General features: G+C 72.8%; 17 protein-coding genes. 8 read left to right on the top strand and 9 right to left on the bottom strand.

Translation table 11 applies throughout. The features are described 5' to 3' along the window. Positions 1–15 precede the first annotated feature (15 nt). Together AB0I77_RS37940 and AB0I77_RS37935 are read left to right on the top strand one after the other, a co-directional pair. Positions 16–981 carry an ABC transporter substrate-binding protein gene (locus AB0I77_RS37940; protein ID WP_363287347.1) on the top strand — a complete coding sequence of 322 codons (966 nt, stop codon included), beginning with the start codon at positions 16–18 and terminating at the stop codon, positions 979–981. A 171-nt stretch (positions 982–1,152) separates the two neighbouring features. Next, a complete protein-coding gene (locus AB0I77_RS37935) occupies positions 1,153–2,622 on the top strand; it encodes an aldehyde dehydrogenase family protein (protein ID WP_363287346.1) in 1,470 nt (489 codons plus the stop codon). 11 nt (positions 2,623–2,633) lie between these two features. Here the strand turns inward: AB0I77_RS37935 and AB0I77_RS37930 are convergent, their stop codons facing one another. The 4 genes from AB0I77_RS37930 to AB0I77_RS37915 all read right to left on the bottom strand — a co-directional run bounded on the left by AB0I77_RS37930 (position 2,634) and on the right by AB0I77_RS37915 (position 10,734). Then, on the bottom strand, positions 2,634–7,340 hold the full coding sequence (locus AB0I77_RS37930; RefSeq protein WP_363287345.1) for a hypothetical protein: 4,707 nt from the start codon (positions 7,338–7,340) through the stop codon (positions 2,634–2,636). Positions 7,341–7,421: 81 nt separating this feature from the next. Beyond that, complete coding sequence (locus AB0I77_RS37925; RefSeq protein ID WP_363287344.1) at positions 7,422–8,309, bottom strand: hypothetical protein; 888 nt, start codon at positions 8,307–8,309, stop codon at positions 7,422–7,424. 127 nt (positions 8,310–8,436) lie between these two features. Then, positions 8,437–9,951, bottom strand: a complete 1,515-nt coding sequence (locus tag AB0I77_RS37920; protein ID WP_363287343.1) for a hypothetical protein — start codon at positions 9,949–9,951, stop codon at positions 8,437–8,439. A gap of 87 nt (positions 9,952–10,038) precedes the next feature. Then, positions 10,039–10,734: a GntR family transcriptional regulator gene (locus tag AB0I77_RS37915; protein WP_363287342.1), complete on the bottom strand. Its 696-nt coding sequence runs from the start codon at positions 10,732–10,734 to the stop codon at positions 10,039–10,041. 171 nt (positions 10,735–10,905) lie between these two features. Between AB0I77_RS37915 and AB0I77_RS37910 the strand changes: the two genes are divergently transcribed. The 5 genes from AB0I77_RS37910 (at position 10,906) to AB0I77_RS37890 (ending at position 15,388) form a co-directional block, all read left to right on the top strand. Further along, on the top strand, positions 10,906–12,207 hold the full coding sequence (locus tag AB0I77_RS37910; RefSeq protein ID WP_363287341.1) for an MFS transporter: 1,302 nt from the start codon (positions 10,906–10,908) through the stop codon (positions 12,205–12,207). Further along, entirely contained in the window at positions 12,204–13,025 is an 822-nt protein-coding gene (locus AB0I77_RS37905) for a putative hydro-lyase (protein WP_363287340.1), read from the top strand. Before AB0I77_RS37910 ends, AB0I77_RS37905 begins: the two co-directional genes overlap by 4 nt. 124 nt (positions 13,026–13,149) lie before the next feature. Then, a complete protein-coding gene (locus AB0I77_RS37900) occupies positions 13,150–13,908 on the top strand; it encodes a 5-oxoprolinase subunit PxpA (RefSeq protein ID WP_363287339.1) in 759 nt (252 codons plus the stop codon). Next, complete coding sequence (locus AB0I77_RS37895) at positions 13,905–14,522, top strand: allophanate hydrolase subunit 1 (protein WP_363287338.1); 618 nt, start codon at positions 13,905–13,907, stop codon at positions 14,520–14,522. Before AB0I77_RS37900 ends, AB0I77_RS37895 begins: the two co-directional genes overlap by 4 nt. Beyond that, positions 14,519–15,388, top strand: a complete 870-nt coding sequence (locus AB0I77_RS37890) for a biotin-dependent carboxyltransferase family protein (protein WP_363287337.1) — start codon at positions 14,519–14,521, stop codon at positions 15,386–15,388. The genes AB0I77_RS37895 and AB0I77_RS37890 overlap by 4 nt, the downstream gene beginning before the upstream one ends. Before the next feature lie 18 nt (positions 15,389–15,406). On the opposite strand, the gene AB0I77_RS37885 is transcribed toward AB0I77_RS37890, so the two are convergent. The 5 genes from AB0I77_RS37885 to AB0I77_RS37865 all read right to left on the bottom strand — a co-directional run bounded on the left by AB0I77_RS37885 (position 15,407) and on the right by AB0I77_RS37865 (position 20,812). Next, the gene (locus AB0I77_RS37885; protein WP_363287336.1) at positions 15,407–16,279 is read right to left on the bottom strand and encodes an SGNH/GDSL hydrolase family protein; all 873 of its coding nucleotides are present in this window, start codon (positions 16,277–16,279) and stop codon (positions 15,407–15,409) included. Further along, positions 16,276–17,436: a glycosyltransferase gene (locus AB0I77_RS37880; RefSeq protein WP_363287335.1), complete on the bottom strand. Its 1,161-nt coding sequence runs from the start codon at positions 17,434–17,436 to the stop codon at positions 16,276–16,278. Before AB0I77_RS37880 ends, AB0I77_RS37885 begins: the two co-directional genes overlap by 4 nt. After that, positions 17,433–18,560: a glycosyltransferase family 1 protein gene (locus AB0I77_RS37875; protein ID WP_363287334.1), complete on the bottom strand. Its 1,128-nt coding sequence runs from the start codon at positions 18,558–18,560 to the stop codon at positions 17,433–17,435. The genes AB0I77_RS37880 and AB0I77_RS37875 overlap by 4 nt, the downstream gene beginning before the upstream one ends. Positions 18,561–18,699: 139 nt before the next feature. After that, on the bottom strand, positions 18,700–20,118 hold the full coding sequence (locus AB0I77_RS37870) for a HEAT repeat domain-containing protein (RefSeq protein WP_363287333.1): 1,419 nt from the start codon (positions 20,116–20,118) through the stop codon (positions 18,700–18,702). A gap of 301 nt (positions 20,119–20,419) precedes the next feature. Beyond that, positions 20,420–20,812, bottom strand: coding sequence for an ankyrin repeat domain-containing protein (locus AB0I77_RS37865; protein ID WP_363287332.1), 393 nt, complete (start codon positions 20,810–20,812; stop codon positions 20,420–20,422). A gap of 182 nt (positions 20,813–20,994) precedes the next feature. On the opposite strand from AB0I77_RS37865, the gene AB0I77_RS37860 reads away from it, so the two are divergent. Further along, entirely contained in the window at positions 20,995–21,189 is a 195-nt protein-coding gene (locus tag AB0I77_RS37860; protein WP_363287331.1) for a hypothetical protein, read from the top strand. Positions 21,190–21,214: the final 25 nt, after the last annotated feature.

The raw sequence follows: 21,214 nt of genomic DNA, 5'->3' as shown, positions 1-21,214 counted from the left end.
AAGGATGATCACATCGTGCAGAACAGACAGCGCCGCACACTTCGCACCGCCCTCGCGGTCATCGCCGGCCTCGGCCTGACCGCGGTCGCCGGCTGCGGCGCGGCCGACACCGGCAAGTCCGAATCCGCGGGCAGCGGCGGCACCATCACCCTCACCAAGCCTTCCTGGGTGGGCGCGGAGGCCAACACGGCCGTCGCCCAGTACGTGCTGGAGAACGACCTCGACTACAAGGTCACCACCAAGCAGATGGGCGAGGTCATCGCCTGGGACGCCCTCGGCAAGGGGACCATCGACGCCGTCCTGGAGGACTGGGGTCACCCCGAGCAGGAGAAGCAGTACGTCGAGCAGCAGAAGTCCGTCGTCGCGGCGGGCGATCTCGGAGTCACCGGCCACATCGGCTGGTTCGTCCCCAAGTACTGGGCCGACGCGAACCCCGAGGTCACCGACTACAAGAACCTCTCCAAGTACACGGCCGACCTCAAGACCTCGGAGAGCGGCGGCAAGGGCCAGCTGCTCGAAGGTTCCCCGGACTACGTCACCTTCGACGACGCCATCATCAAAAACCTGGACCTGGACCTGAAGACGGTCTACGCGGGCTCCGAGGCCGCCCAGATCACCCAGATCCAGCAGAACGCCAAGAGCAAGAAGCCCTTCCTCACCTACTGGTGGACCCCGCAGTGGCTCAACGCCGAGGTGGAGATGGTCGAGGTGAAGCTGCCGGCGTACAAGGAGGGCTGCGACGCCGACCCGAAGAAGGTCGCCTGCGCCTACCCGAACACCCCGCTGCAGAAGTACCTCAACGCCGACTTCGCCAAGGACGGCGGGAAGGCCGCCGAGTTCCTCAAGAACTTCAAGTGGAGCGCGGAGCAGCAGAACGAGGTCGCCAAGATGATCGCCCAGGACAAGATGTCCCCGGAGGCGGCGGCGAAGAAGTGGGTCGACGCCAACCCCGACGTCGTGAAGGCCTGGCTGCCGGCATAAGGCCATAGCGCCGACAGCGCCGGTCCCCCGCGGATCAGGCCTGGCAGCACAACGACGGCACACCGCGCGCCCCGCCCCACCACCGAGGGGCGGGGCGCGGCCGGGGTGAATCCCTGAATCCCGTCCCCAGGCAACACAGCCCTCGATCAGCCCCTTCCAGGAGGAAGCACGATGCCCGAGCTCTTCATCGGCGGAACCTGGAGGTCCGCTCTCGACGAGCGGACCCGCGAGATCCGCTGCCCCGCCGACGGCACGCTGGTCGCGGTCGTCGACGAGGCCGGCGGCAAGGACACCGTGGAGGCGATCGCCGCCGCCCGGCACGCCTTCGACGAGGGTCCCTGGCCGACCGTTCCCGCCGCGGAGCGCGGTGCCCTGCTCCTGCGGGTGGCGGATCTGCTCCAGCGGGACAAGGAGGCGATGGCCCGCGCCGAGTCCCTGGACACCGGGAAGCGCCTGGTGGAGAGCGCGTACGACATCGACGACGTCACCGCCTGCTTCCGCTACTACGGCCGCCTCGCCGCCGCCGACGCCGGACGGGTCATCGACACCGGCAATCCGGAGGCCGACAGCCGGGTCGTGTACGAACCGGTCGGCGTCTGCGCCCTGATCACCCCGTGGAACTACCCGCTCCTCCAGACGGCCTGGAAGGTCGCCCCGGCCCTCGCCGCGGGCAACACCTTCGTCCTCAAGCCGAGCGAGCTGACCCCGCACACCGCGATCCACCTCGTTCGCCTCCTGGAGGAGGCCGGACTTCCGGCCGGGGTAGCGAACCTGATCCTGGGCGCCGGTCCCGAGGCGGGCGCGCCCCTCGCCGACCATCCGGACGTGGACCTGGTCTCCTTCACCGGCGGTATCCACACCGGCCGCCGGCTGATGGCCACGGCCGCCGCCACCGTGAAGAAGGTCGCGCTGGAGCTGGGCGGCAAGAACCCGAACATCGTCTTCGCCGACGCCGACTTCGAGACGGCCGTCGACATGGCGCTCACCGCCGTCTTCCTGCACTCCGGGCAGGTCTGCTCGGCGGGTGCCCGGCTCCTGGTGGAGGACTCGTTGCACGACCGGTTCGTGGACGAGGTCGTCCGCAGGGCCCAACTGATCCGGCTCGGCGGGCCCTTCGACGAGAACGCCCAGACCGGCGCGCTGATCTCCGCCCAGCATCTCGGCAAGGTCGAGGCGTATGTCGCGGCGGGGCTCACGGAGGGAGCGGTGCTGCGCTGCGGCGGCGCCCGCCCCACCGGCGACCCGGCCCTTAAGAACGGCTTCTTCTACCTCCCCACCGTCCTCGACGAGTGCCGCGCCGACATGTCCGTCATCCAGGAGGAGTCCTTCGGCCCGGTCCTCACGGTGGAGCGCTTCACCGACGAGGCCGACGCGATCCGCCTCGCGAACGACACCATCTACGGGCTGGCCGGAGCCGTCTGGACCTCCGACCAGGCACGCGCGCAGCGTGTCGTCTCCAAGCTGCGCATCGGCACCATCTGGATCAACGACTACCACCCGTATGTTCCGCAGGCGGAGTGGGGCGGCTTCAAGCAGTCCGGCTTCGGCCGCGAACTCGGCCCGACGGGCCTGGCGGAGTACCAGGAGCCGAAGCACATCTGGCGCAATACCAATCCCGTTCCCCAGGGCTGGTTCTCGTAGATCCTGGGGCTCTACGTGCCCTGTGGCGCGGGCCGTCTGAACATCCGCGTCGCCGTGATCTCGCTGTGCACGGCTTCACCCTCCCCGGCCGCGGCCTGCTGCGGCAGTCCCGGCCGGAGGTGTTCCTCCACGCTGATGTACTTCAGGCCGGCACGCAGGTCGGCGTCGTTGCGCAGCCTGATGACCAGGGGGAACTCGGCGAGCGCGGTCGTGTCGAACAGGCCGGTGGTGTAGAGGAGCTGGACACCGAGCGCGTCCGAGACGGCTCGCTGGAGCTCCAGCAGGTAGGTGGCGTTGGCGCGGCCGATGGGGTTGTCGAGGAAGAGCGTGCCGGCGTGCCGGTGCTTGTCGCGGCCCCGGTCGTTGCTTCTGAGCGCGGCCATCGTGCAGTACAGGGCGATGGCCGCGGTGAGGAGCTGACCGCCGGAGAACACATCGCCCATCTGCCCGACGGGCACGCGCTCGGCGCGCAGTACGGCGTCCGGCTTGAGGATCTCGACGGCTACGCCCTTGGGCTGGAGAGCGGCTCCAACACCGCGCAGCAGCAGGGACATACCGTCGCGCCGCAGGTCGGAGTTCTTCTTGACGGCGGCCCGGGTCGCCTCGTCGATGACCTCGCCGAGCCGCTCGGTGAGGGTGGCCTGGTCGGGCTCCTCGAAGCGGATGCGCAGGAATTCCTGCCCGGACCACTCGCCGAGGCCCTCCGGCAGCCGGGAGAGCCGCTGGGCGGACCTGAGCGTGGCCAGCGCCGACTCCACGAGCCCTCTGAGGCGGTCCACGATCGAGTCCCGGTTGCGTTCCAGCTGCTCCAACTCGTCGGTGAGGACGCGCAGTCGGGGTGCGAAGGCGTCGGCCCACTTCTGAGCGTGCTCGGGCAGCGCGGAGGCGGGCAGTTCGCGGATCTGCTGCCGGGCGGGGGTGCGGACCTGTTCGTAGCGCGTGGAGTTGGCGTGCCGGACGAGGACGTCGCTCGCCTCGCGCACGGCGGCCTCGGCGGCCGACAGGTCGGCGGCGCAGCCGCGCAGGGACCGGCGGGCCTCGGCGGCGGACTGCCGGGCCTCCTCCGGGCTGCCGGGATACGGCTCGGACTCCTCCTGCTCCTCCTCCGAGGCGTGTTCGCGCAGCAGGTCGCGGAGCATCGCGGCGATCTCGTCGAAGCCGCCGGCCGCGTCCTCGGCGGCGCGGTGTGCGTCGAGCAGTTCGGCGTGCGCCTCCCGGGCCTGCGTCAACGCGTCGGTGCGTGCGGCCAGTTCGGTGGTCGCCGTGCGCAGCAGGGCCTGCGCGTGCTCGGCGTCGCGCGGGAGAAGCTCCTCGGGCAGCTCGGTGTGTGCCTCGCCGTCCTCGGGCGCGTGCCGCTCGGCCTCGCCGCGCAGGCGTCCGAGCTGCTCGCTCGCGCTGGACATCCGGGTCTCCAGGAGCTGCACCAGCTCCTCGGCCCGGGCGACGGCGGCCTGCCGGGAGGGCCCGTCGGAGCCGTCCGGCGACTGGAGCAGCTGTCCCGCGCGCGTGCGGACCTTGTTGCTCAGCCGGTCCAGATCGGCGCGCGCCGCGCTCTCGTCGCTCTCGGCACGGGCCTGCTCGGCCCGCAGGTCGGCGCCGACACCGACCTTCTCGTACAGCTGAGAAGCGGCCCGATAAGCCTCGCGGAGGGCGGGCAGGGACGACTTCGAAGCGCTCGCGTCGCTCTCCGGTACGTCGTCGGGGGCGCCCGCGATCTCCGAGCGCTCGGCGCGCAGGGTACGGGCCGTGCGGCGGGCGTCGTCGGCGGCGCGCTGGGCGGCACGCCGGTCCTCGTCGGCGGCCCGGGCACGGTCCAGGCAGATCTGGGCGTGGACCTCCGATTCGGCCGCCTCGTCGGCGAGTTCGCGCAGCTTGACCTGCCAGCCGGCCCGCTCGCGCAGCCGGAACGCCAGCCCGGCGAGGGCGTCGGCGGCACGCCGGGCCTTCTGGGCGGCTTCCTGCCGCTCGTCCCGGACCTGCGCGGCCTCGGCGGCGGCTTCGTCGGCCTCGGCCCGCACGGTCCGTGCCTCGGCCAGCTCGGCCTCGGACTCCTCGGCGAACACCCGCGCGGTGCGCGCGGCCTGGGCCAGCTCGAGGAGCCGGCCGGCCGGGCAGCCGGTGCGCCAGGAGGCGAGCCGTGCCGCCAGCTCCCGGTCCTTGCCGAGCCGGGCCGCGAGGCCGCGGATCTCCTCGTCCCGCTCGGTGGCCCGCGCGCGCAGCGCCTGCCGTTCCTCGTCGGCGGCGTGCTCGTCGTGCATGGCCGGGTTCGGCGGTACGAGGAAGACGTCACCGCTTTCCGTGTGGGGCGCGGGTGTGGGGGCGAGCAGGGCGGCGGCCGTGCCGACCGCCACGGCGGACCGGGGCAGCAGCGCCGCGTCGCTCAGCGCCTCGCGGGCACGCGCGTGCGTGGCGGGGTCGGTGATGATCACGCCGTCGACCAGTTCGGGCCGGGCGGCCAGTACGCGCGCGTGGTCGGCGGGGTCGACGGCCTGCGCGAGATAGCGCCAGCCGGGCAGCGCGGGGATGCCCTGCTCGCCCAGGAACTCGACGGTGGCCAGCACGTCCGGGCCGGGCGGCAGCAGCCCGCCGTCACCGAGCGCGCCGAGGATCCGGGAGTCGTCGGCGGCGGCCGTACGCAGTTCGAAGAGCTGCCGTTCGGCGGCGGAGACGGCGTCGTCGAGGAGTTCGCGCAACTCGTCGGCGAAGCGGTCGAGTTCCTCCGGGCTGAGCGGGCTGCCGGCGCCCGCGGAACCGGCAGGGTCGGTCTCGGCGGCCCGCTGTCGCGCCGCACCGCCGTTACCTGCACCGCCGTCACCTGCGCCGTCGGTGCCCGCGCGGGGGGCCGGCACGCCGCCTCGTCCCGCGCCGGACGCGCCGGGCAGGCTCAGCAACTCGGCGAGACGCTCCTCCGCCGCCAGGCCCTCGGCAAGGCGGCGCTCCGCCTCATGGGCCCGCTCCGCGGCGCTCGCCGCGTCCTCCGCGCGAGCCGCCGTCAACTCGGCACGGGACTCGGTCGCCGCCGCCTCGCGCGCGTGCTCGGCGGCCCGGCTCGAGGCCTCGCGCGCGGTGTCCCAGGCGGCGACGGCCGTCTTCTCGGCGTCGCTCGCCGCGAGGGCCGCGCGCGCCGGGTCGGCGTCGGGTGCGCTGTCGTCGAGCCAGCCCGCGCGCACCGCCTCGGCGGTCTCCTGCTCGACCTCGGTCAGCCGCTGCCGCAGATGCCCGGTCTCACTGCGGGCGCGCTGTGCCTGAGTGGCGGCGGAGGTGGCGTCCCGGTGGGCGGACTCGCCGACCTCCTGGAGGGCGGCGGACCGCTCCTCCTCCTCGTTGGCAAGGGTCTCGGCTCTCTCCGCGGCCGTGTGCAGGGCCCGGACGAGATCGGTGGCGGCCTTGGCGCGGGCGGCCAGCGCGGGGGCCGCGTCCCGCTCGGCCTCCTGGATCGCGGCGGCCACGCGCGCGACCCGGTCGGCGGCGGCCCGGTGGCGCAGCACGGCCTCGGCGGCCTGCCAGGCGGAGTGCAGCGTGCGCGCGTCGGCCAGCTCGCGCTTCTGCGCGGCGGCCGACTTCTCGGCGGCGGCGAGCGCCAACGAGGCGTGCCGGTAGGCGAGTTCGGCGGCGATCAGCGCGCTGCGCTCCCGCGCCGACTCGGAGTGCGTGACGGTGTACGCGGCGGCGGTCACCTGCTGGGCGAGATCGCCGGCCCGGACGCGCTCCCGGGCCCCGCGCGCGGACAGCCGCCGCGCCAGGGTCCGCGTACGGCGCTCGGCCCCGGCGTGGATGTCACGCGCGCGGGAGCGGGCTTCCGCTGCCTCGACGATCCGCCCGAGGAGGTCCACCGACCCGGCGGTGAACTCTCGTTCGGCGATCAGCTCGGCGCGCCGCCCCAGCTTGTTGCCGAAGCCGCTGACCAGGTCGGCGAGCCCGTCGGTGTCGCGGGTGTCGGTGACCGCGCGCAGCAGCAGGTCGGTGAAGTCGGAGTCCTTCTTGACGGCGAAGAGGCCTGCGGCCTCGCCCTCGTCGGCGTTCATCTCCCGCTGGTAGCGGAAGAGTTCGGGGTCCAGGCCGAGATCGCCGAGGTGCTCGATCCACCGGTCGTGGATCTCCTCCCAGTGCACCTCCAGATGCGGATACGCCTTGCCCGCCTCGGTGATGGCGTCCCTGAAGCCCTTCATGGTCCGCCGACGCCCCTGTGCGCCCGACTGGCCCTCGACGGACGGCCGTACCGCGGTGGACTCGGCGACGGGAAGGTTGTCCAGGCTGAGGCCGGGCCCGGGCCGGAAGGAGTACCAGGCCTCGGCGAACTTCCGCGGATCGTTGGAGACCTGGCGTCCGCGCCACTCGCTGACCTTGCCGACGACCACGCACTCGCCGGTCAGTACGTGCTGCCACTCCAGCGCCACATGCCCGCAGTCGTCCGCGAGGAGGAACTTCCGCAGCACACCGGAGCTGGCGCCGCCGAGGGTGTTGCGGTGGCCCGGCAGCATCACGGAGAAGATCAGCTTCAGGAGGACGGACTTGCCACCGCCGTTCTCCAGGAAGAGCACACCGGCGGGCGCGGGCCGGCGCGGCGGGCCGACGGGCTCCTCCTCGAAGAACTCCGCCTGGGTGGGCGCGGGGTCGGGCACGGTCTCGCCCACACCGCGCAGGTCAAGCACGGTGTCGGCGTAGCGCGCACCGGCGGGCCCGATGGAGTAGAGGCGGACCCGGGACAGCTCGTACATGGCGGACTCTCGTAAGTCTTCGTCAGATCAGGGAAGTTCAGGGCTGGGAAATTCGGGACTGGAAAGTTCAGGGCTGGAATTTCAGGACTGGGAGGGAGCGTGGAAGGGCAGCCCGGCGTCGGCCACCAGCTCCAGGTCGTCTCTCTCCTCGGCGGGCAGCAGGGTCGGTGTCCCGTCGGTCACCGGGACGACGCCCAGCTCGAGGAGCTCGGCCATGGCGGCACTGCCCGCCATGTCGCGCACCTGGAGCTGATAGCGGGCCGTCGTGCGATACGTACCGCCGTTGTCGTCACCCGTGCGCTGCAGAAAGCCGGAGTCGGTGAGGAAGACGACGGCCTTGCCGACGATGCCGGTCGTCGAACCGGCCAGCCGGCGCGCGTCCTTGGTGGCTCCGGCCGCGCTGCGTCTCGCCCAGATCCGCCATGCCGCCTCCAGACCAGGCGCGTCGGTCGCCGGGTCGGTGTTCTCGCCCTGCTCCTCGGCGCGCTCCTCCAGCCGTCGGCAGGCCTGCCGCACGAACGCGTCGACGCCGTTGACCGAGACCCGCCCGATGTACCCGTCGTCGGCGAGGTCCTCGGGCCGCGGGAACGCCATGGCGGCGACGGCGAGATGCGCCAGCCCGTGCAGGAACCGGTCCCCGGAGTCGGCGGACGTCCGGCGCGCGTAGTCGCCCATGCGCACGGCGAACACCGAGTCCTCGGCCGCGGTCACGGCCATCCCCGCGCGCGGGGACACCTCCAGCACGACGAGCCCGAGCCCGGCGGCCACGGCATCGGCGAGCCGCGCGAACGCCGGATCCTCGCGATAGCGCCGCAGCAGCTCCGCGTACTCCTGGTCACGCGCGGGCGCCAGCTTGGGCTGCAACCCGAACGCGACGAGCCGCGCGGCATCGGCGGCGTCGGCGGGAGTGACGGCCGCCGCAGGCGCAGGCCCGGCTTCCGACTCACTCCACTCGACGTGCTCGCTCACGACTGGGACTCCTCGGGCTTGAAGACAGGGGTGCAGATTGCCCACCTAGGGGCGCGGGGCTGTGACATTTGCGGCTCCGCCGCGTGGGCGCGACCAGCCACAACCGGCCCGCAGCCGAAAAACAACATCACGCCGCCTCCGTCCGCACCGCCGCACCCAACAAAGCCGTCCCCACAATCAAATCGGCCCCACCGAACTCCGGATCGTCCAACTCCACCCCGTCGTCCACAGCGAACAACAACTTCTCCTCGCCCTGCCGATAAGCCGTACCAACGGGCGGACTGGCCGCATGAACCGCCAACAACGCGACGAGATACGGCAGATCGCCATCCTGACGCCGAGCCTCGGCAAGCAACCCCGACAACCGCCGCGGCGCGTCCGCCGGCAGATCCAGCAGCTCCATCGCCGCAGCCAACTGCTCCTCACTGAACCGGCTGTCGTCCGGCGTGGCGATGAGGTCCGGCTCCGGCATCTCCGCGCCCAGATGCTCCCGCTCCATCGGCGGCGTCAGCAGTATGTCGACGAGGTCACCCACCCGCACCGACACCGGCGTACGCAGCCCGGTCCCGTGCGCGAAGAACGCGTCGGTGACCCGGACCGCCCGGTCCAGGGCCAACGGCAGGACAGGCGCGACAAGATGCCCGTACAGGTCGATCCCGGACGTCGTCATGGGCGTGGCGAAGGCCTGCCGGTCCTGTTCCGCGCGGAAGAGCGGGCCGGCTTCCAGCAGCCGGGACTGCAACTGTGTGTGCCGCCGGATGCAGTCCTTCACGATGTCCACCAGCTCGGCGGCGCGCCGCTTGTGCTCCGGGTCCTCGGACTCGTCACGCGCCTTGCGGATGTTCGTGAGGATCGCGTTCTCGTGGCGGTAGCGGTCGGCGACGTGGTCGAGGGCCTCGGCGATCATGTCGGGCACGGTGCTGAGCCAGTCCACCGCCCGGACGTTGCGCCGCGTCGCGTCCAGCGCCCTGCGCAGGGTCTCGGAGTACTGGACGGTCCGGTATCGGGCCTGCTCGGCCGCCAGTTGGGCGTCGGCCAGGCGGCCGCGGCTGATCAGCACCTCCAGCTTGACCTCGGCGGCGATCTGCGCGCTGGTGACGTCCGTATCGAGGGCGCCGACCAGGACGTTGACCGCCTCGTCCGTCGTACGCAGATACACGGAGCCGCCGGGGCCGGGCACCTCCTCGATCAGCTTGAAGTCGTAGTCACGGCGGACATAGGTGCCGTCCGGGGCGAACGTGCCGTACACGGCGCGGAAGCCGCGGTCGACGCTGCCGACATTGATCAGGTTCTCCAGGACCCAGCGGGCCACCCGCTCGTGCTCGGCGACGGGGCGCCGCGGGGCCTGGGCGGCAATGCGCGGGATGAGCCGGGCCACTATCTGGTCGTGGTCGGCGCCGGTGTCGAAGTCCATGTTCAGCGTGACCAGGTCGATGGCGGCGAGGGCCACCTCCGCCATGCCGTACACCGAGTACTCGCCCGCGAGGTTGGCCTTGCGCGCGTCGAGGTCGTGCAGCGGCGCGGTACAGGCGAGCGCGCGCAGCCGCCGCGCCAGTCCCTCGTCGGCGGCCGGGCCCGGTGCGGGGCGCGGCCCCGCGCTGAACTGGGGCGGAACGCTGTCCGTCGATGCAGGCGAAGTCACGCTGCACAGACTAGGTCCTCGGTCTGACAACGGCCCAAACGACGCAGAAGCGACCCGGCGTCGCGGCGGTCACACCTGCGAAGGGCCCTAACCCTCCTCGCCGACCCGCCGCCGGTAGACCTCGACCACGCGCTCCAGCGAGTCGCCGAGGTACACCGCGAGCAGCTTCTCGGCCCCGCCCTTGTCTCCGGCCTGGAGCGCCTCGAGGATCTGCTGGTTGCGCGCGAGGTAGGGCTCGTGCAGTCGGCGCGGGTCGTCCACCACGTGAAAGGCGAGGCGCAGTTCGGCGAAGACGCTGCGCATCAGCTCGTCCGTGCGGTCGCTCCCCGCGAGCGCGACCAACTCCCGGTGGAAGTGGATATTGGCCGTGCCCAGCACTTTCCAGTCACCTTCGCGCGCCGCCCGCCGGCCTTCCGCCACGGCCTCCGCGAGGCCGTCCAGGGCGTACGGCGGCTTGCCGAGCCCCCGTACGACGGCGCACTCGACCAGGCCGCGGGTGCGGTAGATGTCCTCGACGTCCTCGACGGACAGGACCCGGACGAAGACGCCCCGGTTGAGCTCGTGGACGAGCAGGCGTTCGTGCGTGAGCAGCCGGAACGCCTCGCGCAGCGTGTTGCGGGAGACGCCGAGCGCGCCGCCGATGCTGTCCTCCGACAGGCGGGTGCCGGGCGGGAAGTAGCCCTCGGCGATACGGCTCCTGAGGATGTCCGAAACCCGTTCGGCGGTGCTGGTACGGCCCAGGAGGGCGCGGTCGTCGGCCAGTCCGGTCAGCTGCTCTGCCATGCCCGGAATTCAATCGCAGATACAAGAACGAAACAACGTGGGTATTGAGGGATCGTTCAACGATCCTCTACCTTTCTACGAACGGCGCCGCCCCGCTCGCGACGCCGCCACTGCTTCCGCACGGCCCGGCTCGGTCCCCAGCACCCTCCGTCCTCCCATAGCGAGGTGCCCATGAGCACGACCCCTCCACCGCAGGCCCTGCCCACCGACACACCGCCCACCACGGCCGAACGCCCCGCCGACGACGGGGCGTTGGGCTGGCTGCACGCCCTCGGTCCGCGCGGCCGCCGCGCCTTCGCCGGCGCGTTCGGCGGCTACGCCCTCGACTCGTACGACTACTTCACGCTGCCGCTGAGCATGGTCGCGCTGGCCGCGTACTTCGGCCTGGACAGCGGCCAGACCGGCCTCTTCACGACCGTCACCCTCGTGGTCTCCGCCGTCGGCGGCGCGCTCGCGGGGGTGTTCGCGGACCGCGTCGGCCGCGTCAAGGCGCTGATGATCACGGTGATCACCTACGCGGTCTTCACGGTCGCCTGCGGTTTCGCGCCCAACTACGAGACCCTGCTGGTCTTCCGCGCCCTCCAAGGACTCGGTTTCGGCGGCGAGTGGGCGGTCGGCGCGATCCTGGTCGCCGAGTACGCGAGCGCGAAGCACCGCGGCCGCACGCTCGGCGCGATCCAGAGTTCCTGGGCCGTGGGCTGGGCGCTCGCCGCGATCATGTACACGTTGGTGTTCTCGTTCGTCGGCGACGACTTGGCGTGGCGGATCATGTTCTGGACCGGCGCGCTGCCCGCTCTGCTGGTCGTGTGGATGCGACGCCGCGTGCAGGACGCCCCCGAAGCGGTGGCGGTGCGCGAACAGAGCTCCGAGAAGGGCTCGTTCACGGCGATCTTCAAGCCCGGCCTGCTGCGCACCACGATCTTCGCGGTTCTGCTCTCCACCGGCGTCCAGGGCGGCTACTACACCCTCGCCACCTGGGTGCCGACCTATCTGAAGACGGATCGCGGCCTGTCCGTCGTCGGCACCGGCGGCTATCTGACGTTCCTCATCTCCGGCGCCTTCCTCGGCTATCTGACCGGCGGGTATCTCACCGACCTGCTGGGCCGCAAGCGCAACATCTGGCTCTTCGCCCTGCTGTCGGCCGTCTGCATCCTGGCGTACGCGAACATCCCGAGCGGCTCCAACACCCTGCTCCTGGTGCTCGGTTTCCCGCTCGGGTTCTGCATGTCGGCGATCTTCAGCGGCTTCGGGTCCTACCTGAGCGAGTTGTATCCGACGGCCGTGCGCGGCACGGGACAGGGCTTCACGTACAACACCGGCCGTGCCGTGGGCGCCGTCTTCCCCACCACCGTCGGCTTCCTGGCCGACAGCTGGGGCGTGGGCGGCGCGCTGGTCTTCGGCGCGATCGGCTACGGCATCGCGGCCCTGGCGCTGCTGGGGCTGCCGGAGACCCGAGGCAAGGAGCTCACATGAACCGCACGGAGGACCGTCCCCTGACCCTCGTCGACGAGCACGCGCACGCGTGGAGCCCCAACGACGCCCGCACCCGCTTCCGCGCGGGTCTGACCGGCCCCACCGCCGGGATCGCGGCCGGCCACACCCAGGCCAACCTGATCTCGGTGCCCGCCGACTGGGCGTACGACATGCTGCTGTTCTGCCAGCGCAACCCGAAGCCGTGTCCGGTGCTGGACGTCACGGACGCCGGCTCATGGACCACCCCTCTCGCGGACGGCGCCGACCTGCGCACCGACCTGCCGCGCTACCGGGTGTGGCAGGACGGCGAGCTGGTGGACGAGCCGACGGACGTGCGCGCGCACTGGCGCGGTGACCTGGTGTCGTTCCTGATCGGATGCAGCTTCACCTTCGAGTGGGCGCTGTCCGGGGCGGGTGTCCCGATCCGCCACATCGAGCAGGGCCGCAACGTACCGATGTACATGACGAGTTGGCAGTGCCGTCCGGCGGGTCGGGTGCACGGCCCGCTGGTGGTGTCCATGCGCCCGGTGCCGCCGGAGCACCTGGCGACCGCCATCCGGGAGAGCAGTCTGCTGCCGGCGGTGCACGGCGGCCCCGTACACTGCGGCGATCCCTCGGGGCTGGGCATCGACGACCTCGGCCATCCCGACTTCGGGGACCCGGTGGACGCCGAGCCGGACGACATCCCGGTGTTCTGGGCCTGCGGCGTGACCCCGCAGGCCGCGGTGATGGCCTCCCGCCCGCCGTTCGCCATCACCCACGCACCGGGCCAGATGTTCCTCACCGACGCCCGCGACGAGAAGTACCGCGTGGTCTGAAGCGACGTCACAGCCGAACCGAAAGCCGACCGCGAACCAACCGAGACCGACTGGTACCGATCGAGACCGACCGGTACCGACCAATAACAACCGAAAGTCGCCTGAAAGGAGACACGAGACCCCCATGGCCTCGATCGATCTGAACGCCGACCTCGGCGAGGGTTTCGGCCGCTGGCAGCTCACCGACGACGAGCAGCTGCTGACCGTCGTCACCAGCGCCAATGTGGCCTGCGGCTTCCACGCCGGGGACGCGGCCACCATGCGGCGGGTGTGCGAGCTGGCGGCCGGGCGCGGGGTACGGATCGGCGCCCAGGTCTCGTACCGGGACCTGGCGGGGTTCGGGCGGCGCGCGATGGACGTGCCGTCCGCCGAACTGGCGGCCGAGGTGGCGTACCAGATCGGCGCCCTGGAGGTGTTCGCCCGCGCGGCGGGCTCGCGCGTGTCGTACGTCAAGCCGCACGGCGCGCTCTACAACCGGGTCGTGCACGACGAGGAGCAGGCCGGCGCGGTCGTCGACGGTGTGCTCATCGCGGACGCCACACTGCCCGTGCTGGGCCTGCCCGGCTCGCGCCTGCTGGAGCTGGCCCAGAAGGCGGGCCTGCCGGCCGTCACGGAGGCGTTCGCGGACCGCGCGTACACCGAAGAGGGCACGCTCGTCCCGCGCGGGCAGGACGGCGCTGTGATCACCGACCCGGAGGCCGTGGTGGAGCGCTCGGTGGGCATGGCCCGCTCCGGTTCCGTCGTCTCCCGCTCCGGGGCGCGCATCGAGGTGCGCGCGCGTTCCCTGTGCCTGCACGGGGACACGCCCGGCGCGGTGGAGCTGGCCCGCCGGGTCCGGGAACGGCTGGAGACGTCGGGCGTCCGGGTCGAGGCCTTCGTATGAGGGTCCTGCCCGTCGGTGACGGCGCCCTGCTCGTCGAGGTGGCCTCGGGCGACGAGGCCCAGGCCCTGCACGCCGAACTCGTGCGGCGCCGCGCGGAGGGCTCGCTGTCGGTCCGCGAGATCGTCCCCGCGGCCCGCACGGTCCTCCTCGACGGCCTCACCGACCCGGCCCGCCTGGCATCCGAACTGACCACCTCCGAGGTGCCGACCGCTCCCCCACGCGCGCGTGAGGTGATCGAGCTCCCGGTGCGCTACGACGGCCCGGACCTGGCCGAGGTCGCCGCCCACTGGGGCGTCGGTGAGCGGGAGGTGGCCCGCATCCACGCGGGCACCGAATTCCGCGTCGCCTTCTGCGGGTTCGCCCCCGGCTTCGGCTACCTCACCGGACTGCCGGCCCGCTACGACGTCCCGCGCCGGGCCACCCCCCGTACGGCCGTCCCGCCGGGGTCGGTGGCGCTGGCGGGCCCGTACACGGGCGTGTACCCGCGCTCGTCGCCGGGCGGCTGGCAGCTGATCGGCACCACGGACGCCGTGCTGTGGGACCACGCGCGCGTACCGGCCGCCCTGCTGTCGCCGGGCACGCGCGTGCGTTTCGTGCCGACGGGGCGCTCATGACGGACCGCGCGCTCTGCGTCGTACGCGCCGGAGCGCTGACCACCGTGCAGGACCTGGGGCGCCCCGGGTACGCCCATCTCGGCGTGCCCCGCTCCGGGGCGCTGGACGGACCGGCGGCGGCCCTCGTCAACCGGCTGGTCGGCAACCGGCCCGAGGCGGCGGTGCTGGAGACCACCCTCAACGGCTGCGCGGTGCGGCCCCGTTCCACGGTCACGGTGGCGGTGGGAGGTGCGCCCTGCCCGGTCACCCTGGACGGACGCCCGGTCGCCTGGGGCGCGCCGGTGCGCGTGCCCGCCGGTGCGCTCCTGGACGTCGGAGCGGCCCTCTCCGGAGTACGTGGCTACGTGGCCGTCTCCGGCGGCATCGCCGTCGAGCCGGTCCTCGGGAGCCGCTCCACGGACCTGCTGTCGGGGCTCGGCCCGCCGCCCCTCACGGACGGCGCGGTGCTGCCCCTGGGGAGTCCTGAATCGCCCCACGCGCGCGTGGACGTCGCCCCGCAGCCGGCGCCCCCGGCCGAACTCGTCCTCCACGTGACCCTGGGCCCCCGCGACGACTGGTTCACGCCGGAAGCCGTACGCGCCTTCACCTCCCGCACCTACCGGGTGTCCTCCGCGAGCAACCGCATCGGGCTGCGCACGGAGGGACCCGCCCTCAAGCGGGCCCGGTCCGGCGAACTCCCCAGCGAGGGCATGGTGCTGGGCGCCGTCCAGGTCCCGCCCGACGGCAGACCGGTGGTCTTCCTGGCCGACCATCCGACCACCGGGGGCTACCCGGTGATCGCGGTCGTCCGCCCGGCCGACCTGTCGGCCGTCGCACAGGCCGTGCCCGGCACGCCGGTGCGCTTCGTGGCCGTACGCCGCCGCTGACCGCCCGGTGAGGCGGCCTCAGGCGGCGTCCGGCTGCTGCTCCCCCGCCGACAGCGCCGCCAGCGCCGCCGACACCGCGTGCGCCGTGCGCAGGTCGAGCCGGGCGCTCGTCCCGCGCACGCGGTGCCGCATCTCGTCGACGGCGAGCGTCATGAGCTGCGGCAGCAGGTCGGTACACCGCCGGGCCACCCAGCCGGTGCCGGCGGTGGCCAGCCACCACAGGCTCGCCGACTTGGTGGGCTCGGGGAACTCGGGCTCGGGCGAGGGCGCGCTCCCCGTCGCGAGGCCCTGCTCGGCCAGCAGCGCGTGGAAGCGCACGGCCAGCTGCCGATGCCCCCGCTCGCCGGGGTGCAGCCGGTCCGCGCTCCACATCGCACGGTCGGTGAGCCACGCCTCCTCGGCGGCGTGCAGATGCACGGCCCCGTACCGCTCGGACAGCGCGTGGACCACGGCGTTGACCGCCCGTTGCCGCCGGGCCAGCGGGCGGGCCAGGGCGCCTGGCAGCCCGAGCATCGCGCCGGGGTCCGGGAGGCAGGCCGTGAGCAGGACCGCGCCCTGTTCGGTGAAGGCCGAGTACACCGTGTCGAGGCGCGCGGCCACGGCCTGGATGTCGAAGGTGCAGCGCAGGGTGTCGTTGACGCCGATGACGACGGAGGCGATGTCGGGCCGCAGGGCCAGCGCGGCAGGCAGCTGCCGTTCCAGCACGTCACGCGTCTGCGACCCGCTCACCGCGAGGTTCGTGAACTCCACGGACTCCACGGACTTCACAGACGGCCCCCCGCCGATCCCCCCGGCGAGCAACGCGGCCCAGCCGCGCCATCCGTCGCCGACGGGATCACCGACCCCTTCGGTCAGCGAGTCGCCGAGGGCCACGAAACGCAGCGGTCTCATGTCACGCCCCCGGGCGCGAAGGGCCGCCGTACGGACACCGCCGCGTCGTGGGCTTCGAGGAACGCCGCGACCGCCGTGCCCCACCCGAAGCACTCCGCACGCGCGCGTGCGGCCTCCCGCCGCTCCTGCACGGGCCGTTCGAGGAGCCTCTCCACGGCGTCCGCGAAGGCGCCCCCGTGGTCCGCCGCGAAGGCCCCGGCCGAGCCGATCACCTCCGGCAGCGCGGACGAGGCACTGGCCACGACGGGCGTGCCGCAGGCCATGGCCTCCAGTGCGGCCAGCCCGAAGGTCTCGGCGGGCCCCGGCGCCAGGCACACGTCGGCGGACGCCTGGAGCGCCCCGAGCAGACGGCGGTCGGAGACATGCCCGAGGAAGGTCACCGGCAGCCCGCGCTCCCGCGCCCGCTGTTCGAGCCGCGCGCGCAGCGGTCCGTCCCCGGCCACCACGAGCACCGCCCGCCGCCCGCGCCGTACCAGCGCCTCCAGGGCGTCGAGCGCGGTGCCGGGCCGTTTCTCCACGGACAGGCGGGTGCAGGTCACCAGCAGCACCTCGTCCCCGCGCGCGTGCCGGTCACGCAGCCCGGGGTCACGCAGGGCGGGGTGCCGCTGCACGAGGTCGACGCCCAGCGGCGCCCGGACGACATTCCGCGCGCCGATCCGCACGAACTCCCGCTCGGCGAACTCCGTGGTGCACACCACGCGCGCGTACGTGTGGGCCGTACGGACGTTGAGGGCGTCGGCGGTACGCCGGGCCGCCCCTTCCGGCATGCCCCAGGTGCGGAGCACGCCGTCGGCACTCTCGTGGGAGACCATCACGGCGGGCACCCGCGCCCGTCGCGCCCACTTGCCGGTCCACCGCAGCGTCGTACGGTCGGAGACCTCCAGCCGGTCGGGGGCCAGCTCCTCCAGGAGCCGGGCCACCCGCCCCTTGTCGGTGAGCACGCGGTACCCGCCCGTACCCGGCAGCAGCGGCCCGGGCAGGGTGATCACCCGCCCCTGCTCGGTCTCGCGGTCGCTCGCGCGCTCGCCCGGCACGATGAGCACGGGGTCGTGTCCGGCCGACTTGAAGCCCTTGCCCAGCTCGCGCAGGGCGGTGCGCAGACCGCCGGACGCCGGCGCGACGAAGTTCGCCAGCCGCACTATCCGCAAGGAGCTCATGCCGCCACCACCGTCTGCCGCGCGTCGAGCACGTTCGCGTAGTGCCCGATCAACTGGTCGCCGACGGCGGCCCAGGTGCGTCCCTCGACGGTCGCGCGCGCGGCGGTGCCGAACGCGGTCCGCAGGGCGGGGTCGGCGGCCAGGGACCACACCGCGTCCCGTACGGCGTCCGCGTCGCGCGGCGGGACCAGCAGGCCCGTGCGCCCGTGGGCGACCAGGTCCAGCGGGCCGCCGACGGCGGGCGCGACGACGGGCACGCCGCTGGCCATGGCCTCCTGCACGGTCTGGCAGAAGGTCTCGAAGGGCCCGGTGTGCGCGAAGACGTCCAGGGAGGCGAAGATCCGGGCGAGTTCGTCGCCGGTTCGGCGGCCCAGGAAGACCGCGCCCGGCAGTGCCTGGTCCAGGCTCGGCCGGCTCGGGCCGTCGCCGACGACCACGACGCGCACCCCCGGCAGACCGCAGGCGCCGGCCAGCAGTTCGACCTGCTTCTCGGGGGCGAGCCGGCCGACGTAGCCGACGATCAGCTCGCCGTTCGGGGCGAGTTCGCGGCGCAGTGCCTCGTCCCGGAGGTCGGGGCGGAAGCGGACGGTGTCCACGCCCCGCGGCCAGAGCCTGACCCGGGGCACGCCGTGCGCCTCCAGGTCGTGCAGGGCGGCGCTGGAGGGGGCGAGGGTGATGTCGGCGGCGGCGTGGACGGAGCGGATGCGACGCCAGGCGGCGGCCTCGCCCGCGTGCACGTAGGTACGGGCGTATCCGGCGAGGTCGGTCTGGTAGACGGCCACGGCGGGGATGCCGAGCCGGGCGGCGGCCGCCATGCCGCGCACGCCGAGGATGAAGGGGCTGGCCAGGTGGACGACGTCGGCGCGGTGCTCGACGATCGCCGCGGCCACGCGTCGGCTGGGGAGGGCGACGCGGACCTGGGAGTAGCCGGGGAGCGGTAGGGAGGGGACACGGATGACAGGGCACGGCGCGAGGGCGTCGGGCCCGCTACCGGCGGCGGTGGCCGGCGCGACGACGAGCGGAAGGTGACCGCGATCTACGAGGTGCCGGGCGGTCTGGAGCGCGCAGTGGGCCACGCCGTTCACATCGGGGGGAAAGGATTCGGTCACTATGACGACACGCATACCGGTGTTGTCGCCGCACCGGACGTGGCCACGTCAACGTGGATCTTTCCGGACGACAAACGTCCCATGAGCGTTGCGCTGCACACCCGAGCAGGCCAGACGGTGTCCATTCCCGGCTGACCCGCGGGTCACCCCGAGTTCACACAGCGGGCGCGTCGGGTCCGATCCGGCTGCGTACGGCTGTCTGGACCTCGTCCTCCTCGGCCGGATCGGCGGCGAGCCTGCGCAGCCGCTCCACGACCCGGGCGTCACCGGTCTCGGCGTGCCGGGCGGCGATCTCGCGGGTGGTCTCCTCGCAGTCCCAGAGGCACTCGACGGCGAACCCGGTGGCGAAGGAGGGATCGGTGGCGGCGAGGGCCCGGGCCGCCCGGCCGCGCAGATGGGAGGAGGCGGTTTCGCGGTAAATGTGCCGGAGCACCGGTGCGGCGCAGGCGATGCCGAGCCGTCCCGTGCCGTCGACGAGGGTCCACAGGGTCGGCGCGTCGGGGCCCTCGCCCCGCACTGCCTCCCTGAGCGCCGCGAGGACGAGGTCGCTGTCCTGCGCCGCGCCCCGGCAGGCGAGCATGCGTCCGGCGGCGGCGCCGAGGGGGTCGGGACGCCGGGCCCAGCCGCGCGCCCGGTCGACGGCGGCGACACTGCGCATGCGTTCGAAGGCGTCCACCGCGGCCTCCACGACGGCCGAGGAGCCGATGGCCACGGCGGCCTCGATCAGCTCGAGCGCGTCCGGATCATTGCTGTCGGCGAGATAGCGCAGGGCGGTGCACCGAGCGCCGTCGGTGCCGTCCTCGGCGGCCTGGACGATCTCCGGCCGGTCCTCGGGGCCGGCCACGGCGGCGAGGCAGCGGGCGGCGGGGACATGGAGCGCGGCACCGCGGTCGAAGCCCTGCTGGGCCCACTCGAAGACGGCTCGCACGCTCCATCCCGGGCGCGGCCCGGTGGAGTCCAGCTGCCGCTGCCAGCGGTCGAAACAGCCGGCCTCCTGAGCGGCACGCACACGCGTGGCGATCGATTCGCGCGGATCCTCGGCCCACAGCCGCCACGGCCGGGGCTCGAAGGCGTCGCGCAGCGCGGCGGCCAGCTCGGCCTCTCCCTCGGCGTCGGTCGCGAACCGCGCCAGGACGGGCGCCGCGAGGGCCCGGAGGCCGGCGTCGTCGTCGCGCAGCGCCAGTTCGTCCAGGGCCCAGGCCCAGTTGGCGCCGGAGGCGGCGTACCTGCGCAGCAGTTCGAGCGCGTCCCGCCGGCCGTACGAGGCGAGGTGGCCCAGGACGGCGAGGGCGAGCCCGGTGCGCGACTCCTCGGTGTCGAAGACGTCCTCGACGTCGAAGAGGTGTGCCTCGATCTCGTCCAGCTCGCCGTTCAGGTCGAGGTAGAGACGGGCGTAGTACAGGGAGCGGTTCTCCACCTGCCAGTCGTGGCGGGGATCGCGCAGCACGCACTGGTTCAACGCCGCGAGCGCTTCGGGGCGCGGTGCGGTGAGCGCGTGCAGTGTGCCGTCGCCGCGGCCCCGCTGGAGCAGGCCGAGCAGCGTGCCGCTGGGCGCTATGACCGGATCGAACATGGGAAACAGCCTCACATCAAGCGTCGACGCAACCGGGGGACGTGCATTACCTGGCCACGTGACAACACGTCGGGGCGCCCGCCGTTTCCTGCTTGCTGTAAGCCATCTTCCTCTGCCTCTCGTCGGTGGCCCATACCGGCCGCATCACGGTCCGCGCGGTGCGGCATCACCTGCCCGGCCATCACGTCCGTGAACCACGACGTCATGATGACTCGGCAGTTCCATCCGCCGCGACCGAAATTTCGGCGGCCGGTTACCGCCTCCCCCGTTTTCTGTGTTGCCGCTGGTCAGGGCATGAGTGTCAACGTGCGCCGAACAATTCGAGCAGGTGCGTCTTGCCGAACATCCGGGCCGTGTCGACGGCCGACGGGGTCCCTGAGGCCGGGTCGGCGCCGGCCTCCAGGAGGGCCCGGATCACCTCTTCCTCGCCCTTGAAGACGGCCCCGGCGAGCGGGGTCTGCCCCCGGTCGTTGATCCGGTCCGCCTCGGCGCCCCGGGCGAGCAGGGCGCGTACCGCCTCGGCGTGACCGTGGTAGGCGGCGAGCATCACCAGGGAGTCGCCGCGGTCGTTGGTGAGGCTTGCCGGGACACCCGCGTCGACGTACGCCACGAGCGCCTCGGTCTGCCCCTGCCGGGCCAGATCGAAGATCTTGGTCGCCAGCTCCACGACCTCGGGGTCAGGGGCTTCACTCATCGGCCGGACCGCCTCTCCAGGTAACCGTTCGGATGAGTCGCCAGGGTACTGGCTTCCGACGGCTCTGCCACCAGGGTGAAATCAGGCGAAATTCACCTAGTTGCACCTTTTATCGTATGGATACATGCTGTGATCCTGGAAGTACTCATGGTGACTGTCCCCCACGAACCAGGAGAACCGAAATGATCCTGTCCATCTCAGGCGTCGTCCTGCTCGGCGTCATCGTCTTCCTCTTCTTCCGCAAGGACGGACTGAAGGCGTCGCACGCCCTGATCGCCACCTTGTTCGGCTTCTATCTCGCGAGCACGGCCATCGCCCCGAGCATCAAGGCCGGCGGCGAGAGCCTCGCGAGCCTCCTCGGCGGAATCAAGTTCTGACGCCCCACTCCCGTACGCATCTCCA

This window comes from Streptomyces sp. NPDC050619 (genome assembly GCF_040654815.1).
GTDB lineage: Bacteria > Actinomycetota > Actinomycetes > Streptomycetales > Streptomycetaceae > Streptomyces.
This window is presented reverse-complemented; position numbering and strand designations above follow the sequence as displayed.

Excerpts from the sequence above, each read along its gene's own strand:
- AB0I77_RS37935 (WP_363287346.1), top strand. The coding sequence starts at position 1,153 with ATGCCCGAGCTCTTCATCGGCGGAACCTGGAGGTCCGCTCTCGACGAG.
- AB0I77_RS37930 (WP_363287345.1), bottom strand. The coding sequence starts at position 7,340 with ATGTACGAGCTGTCCCGGGTCCGCCTCTACTCCATCGGGCCCGCCGGT.
- AB0I77_RS37915 (WP_363287342.1), bottom strand. The coding sequence starts at position 10,734 with ATGGCAGAGCAGCTGACCGGACTGGCCGACGACCGCGCCCTCCTGGGC.
- AB0I77_RS37910 (WP_363287341.1), top strand. The coding sequence starts at position 10,906 with ATGAGCACGACCCCTCCACCGCAGGCCCTGCCCACCGACACACCGCCC.
- AB0I77_RS37905 (WP_363287340.1), top strand. The coding sequence starts at position 12,204 with ATGAACCGCACGGAGGACCGTCCCCTGACCCTCGTCGACGAGCACGCG.
- AB0I77_RS37900 (WP_363287339.1), top strand. The coding sequence starts at position 13,150 with ATGGCCTCGATCGATCTGAACGCCGACCTCGGCGAGGGTTTCGGCCGC.
- AB0I77_RS37895 (WP_363287338.1), top strand. The coding sequence starts at position 13,905 with ATGAGGGTCCTGCCCGTCGGTGACGGCGCCCTGCTCGTCGAGGTGGCC.
- AB0I77_RS37890 (WP_363287337.1), top strand. The coding sequence starts at position 14,519 with ATGACGGACCGCGCGCTCTGCGTCGTACGCGCCGGAGCGCTGACCACC.
- AB0I77_RS37885 (WP_363287336.1), bottom strand. The coding sequence starts at position 16,279 with ATGAGACCGCTGCGTTTCGTGGCCCTCGGCGACTCGCTGACCGAAGGG.
- AB0I77_RS37880 (WP_363287335.1), bottom strand. The coding sequence starts at position 17,436 with ATGAGCTCCTTGCGGATAGTGCGGCTGGCGAACTTCGTCGCGCCGGCG.
- AB0I77_RS37875 (WP_363287334.1), bottom strand. The coding sequence starts at position 18,560 with ATGCGTGTCGTCATAGTGACCGAATCCTTTCCCCCCGATGTGAACGGC.
- AB0I77_RS37870 (WP_363287333.1), bottom strand. The coding sequence starts at position 20,118 with ATGTTCGATCCGGTCATAGCGCCCAGCGGCACGCTGCTCGGCCTGCTC.
- AB0I77_RS37865 (WP_363287332.1), bottom strand. The coding sequence starts at position 20,812 with ATGAGTGAAGCCCCTGACCCCGAGGTCGTGGAGCTGGCGACCAAGATC.
- AB0I77_RS37860 (WP_363287331.1), top strand. The coding sequence starts at position 20,995 with ATGATCCTGTCCATCTCAGGCGTCGTCCTGCTCGGCGTCATCGTCTTC.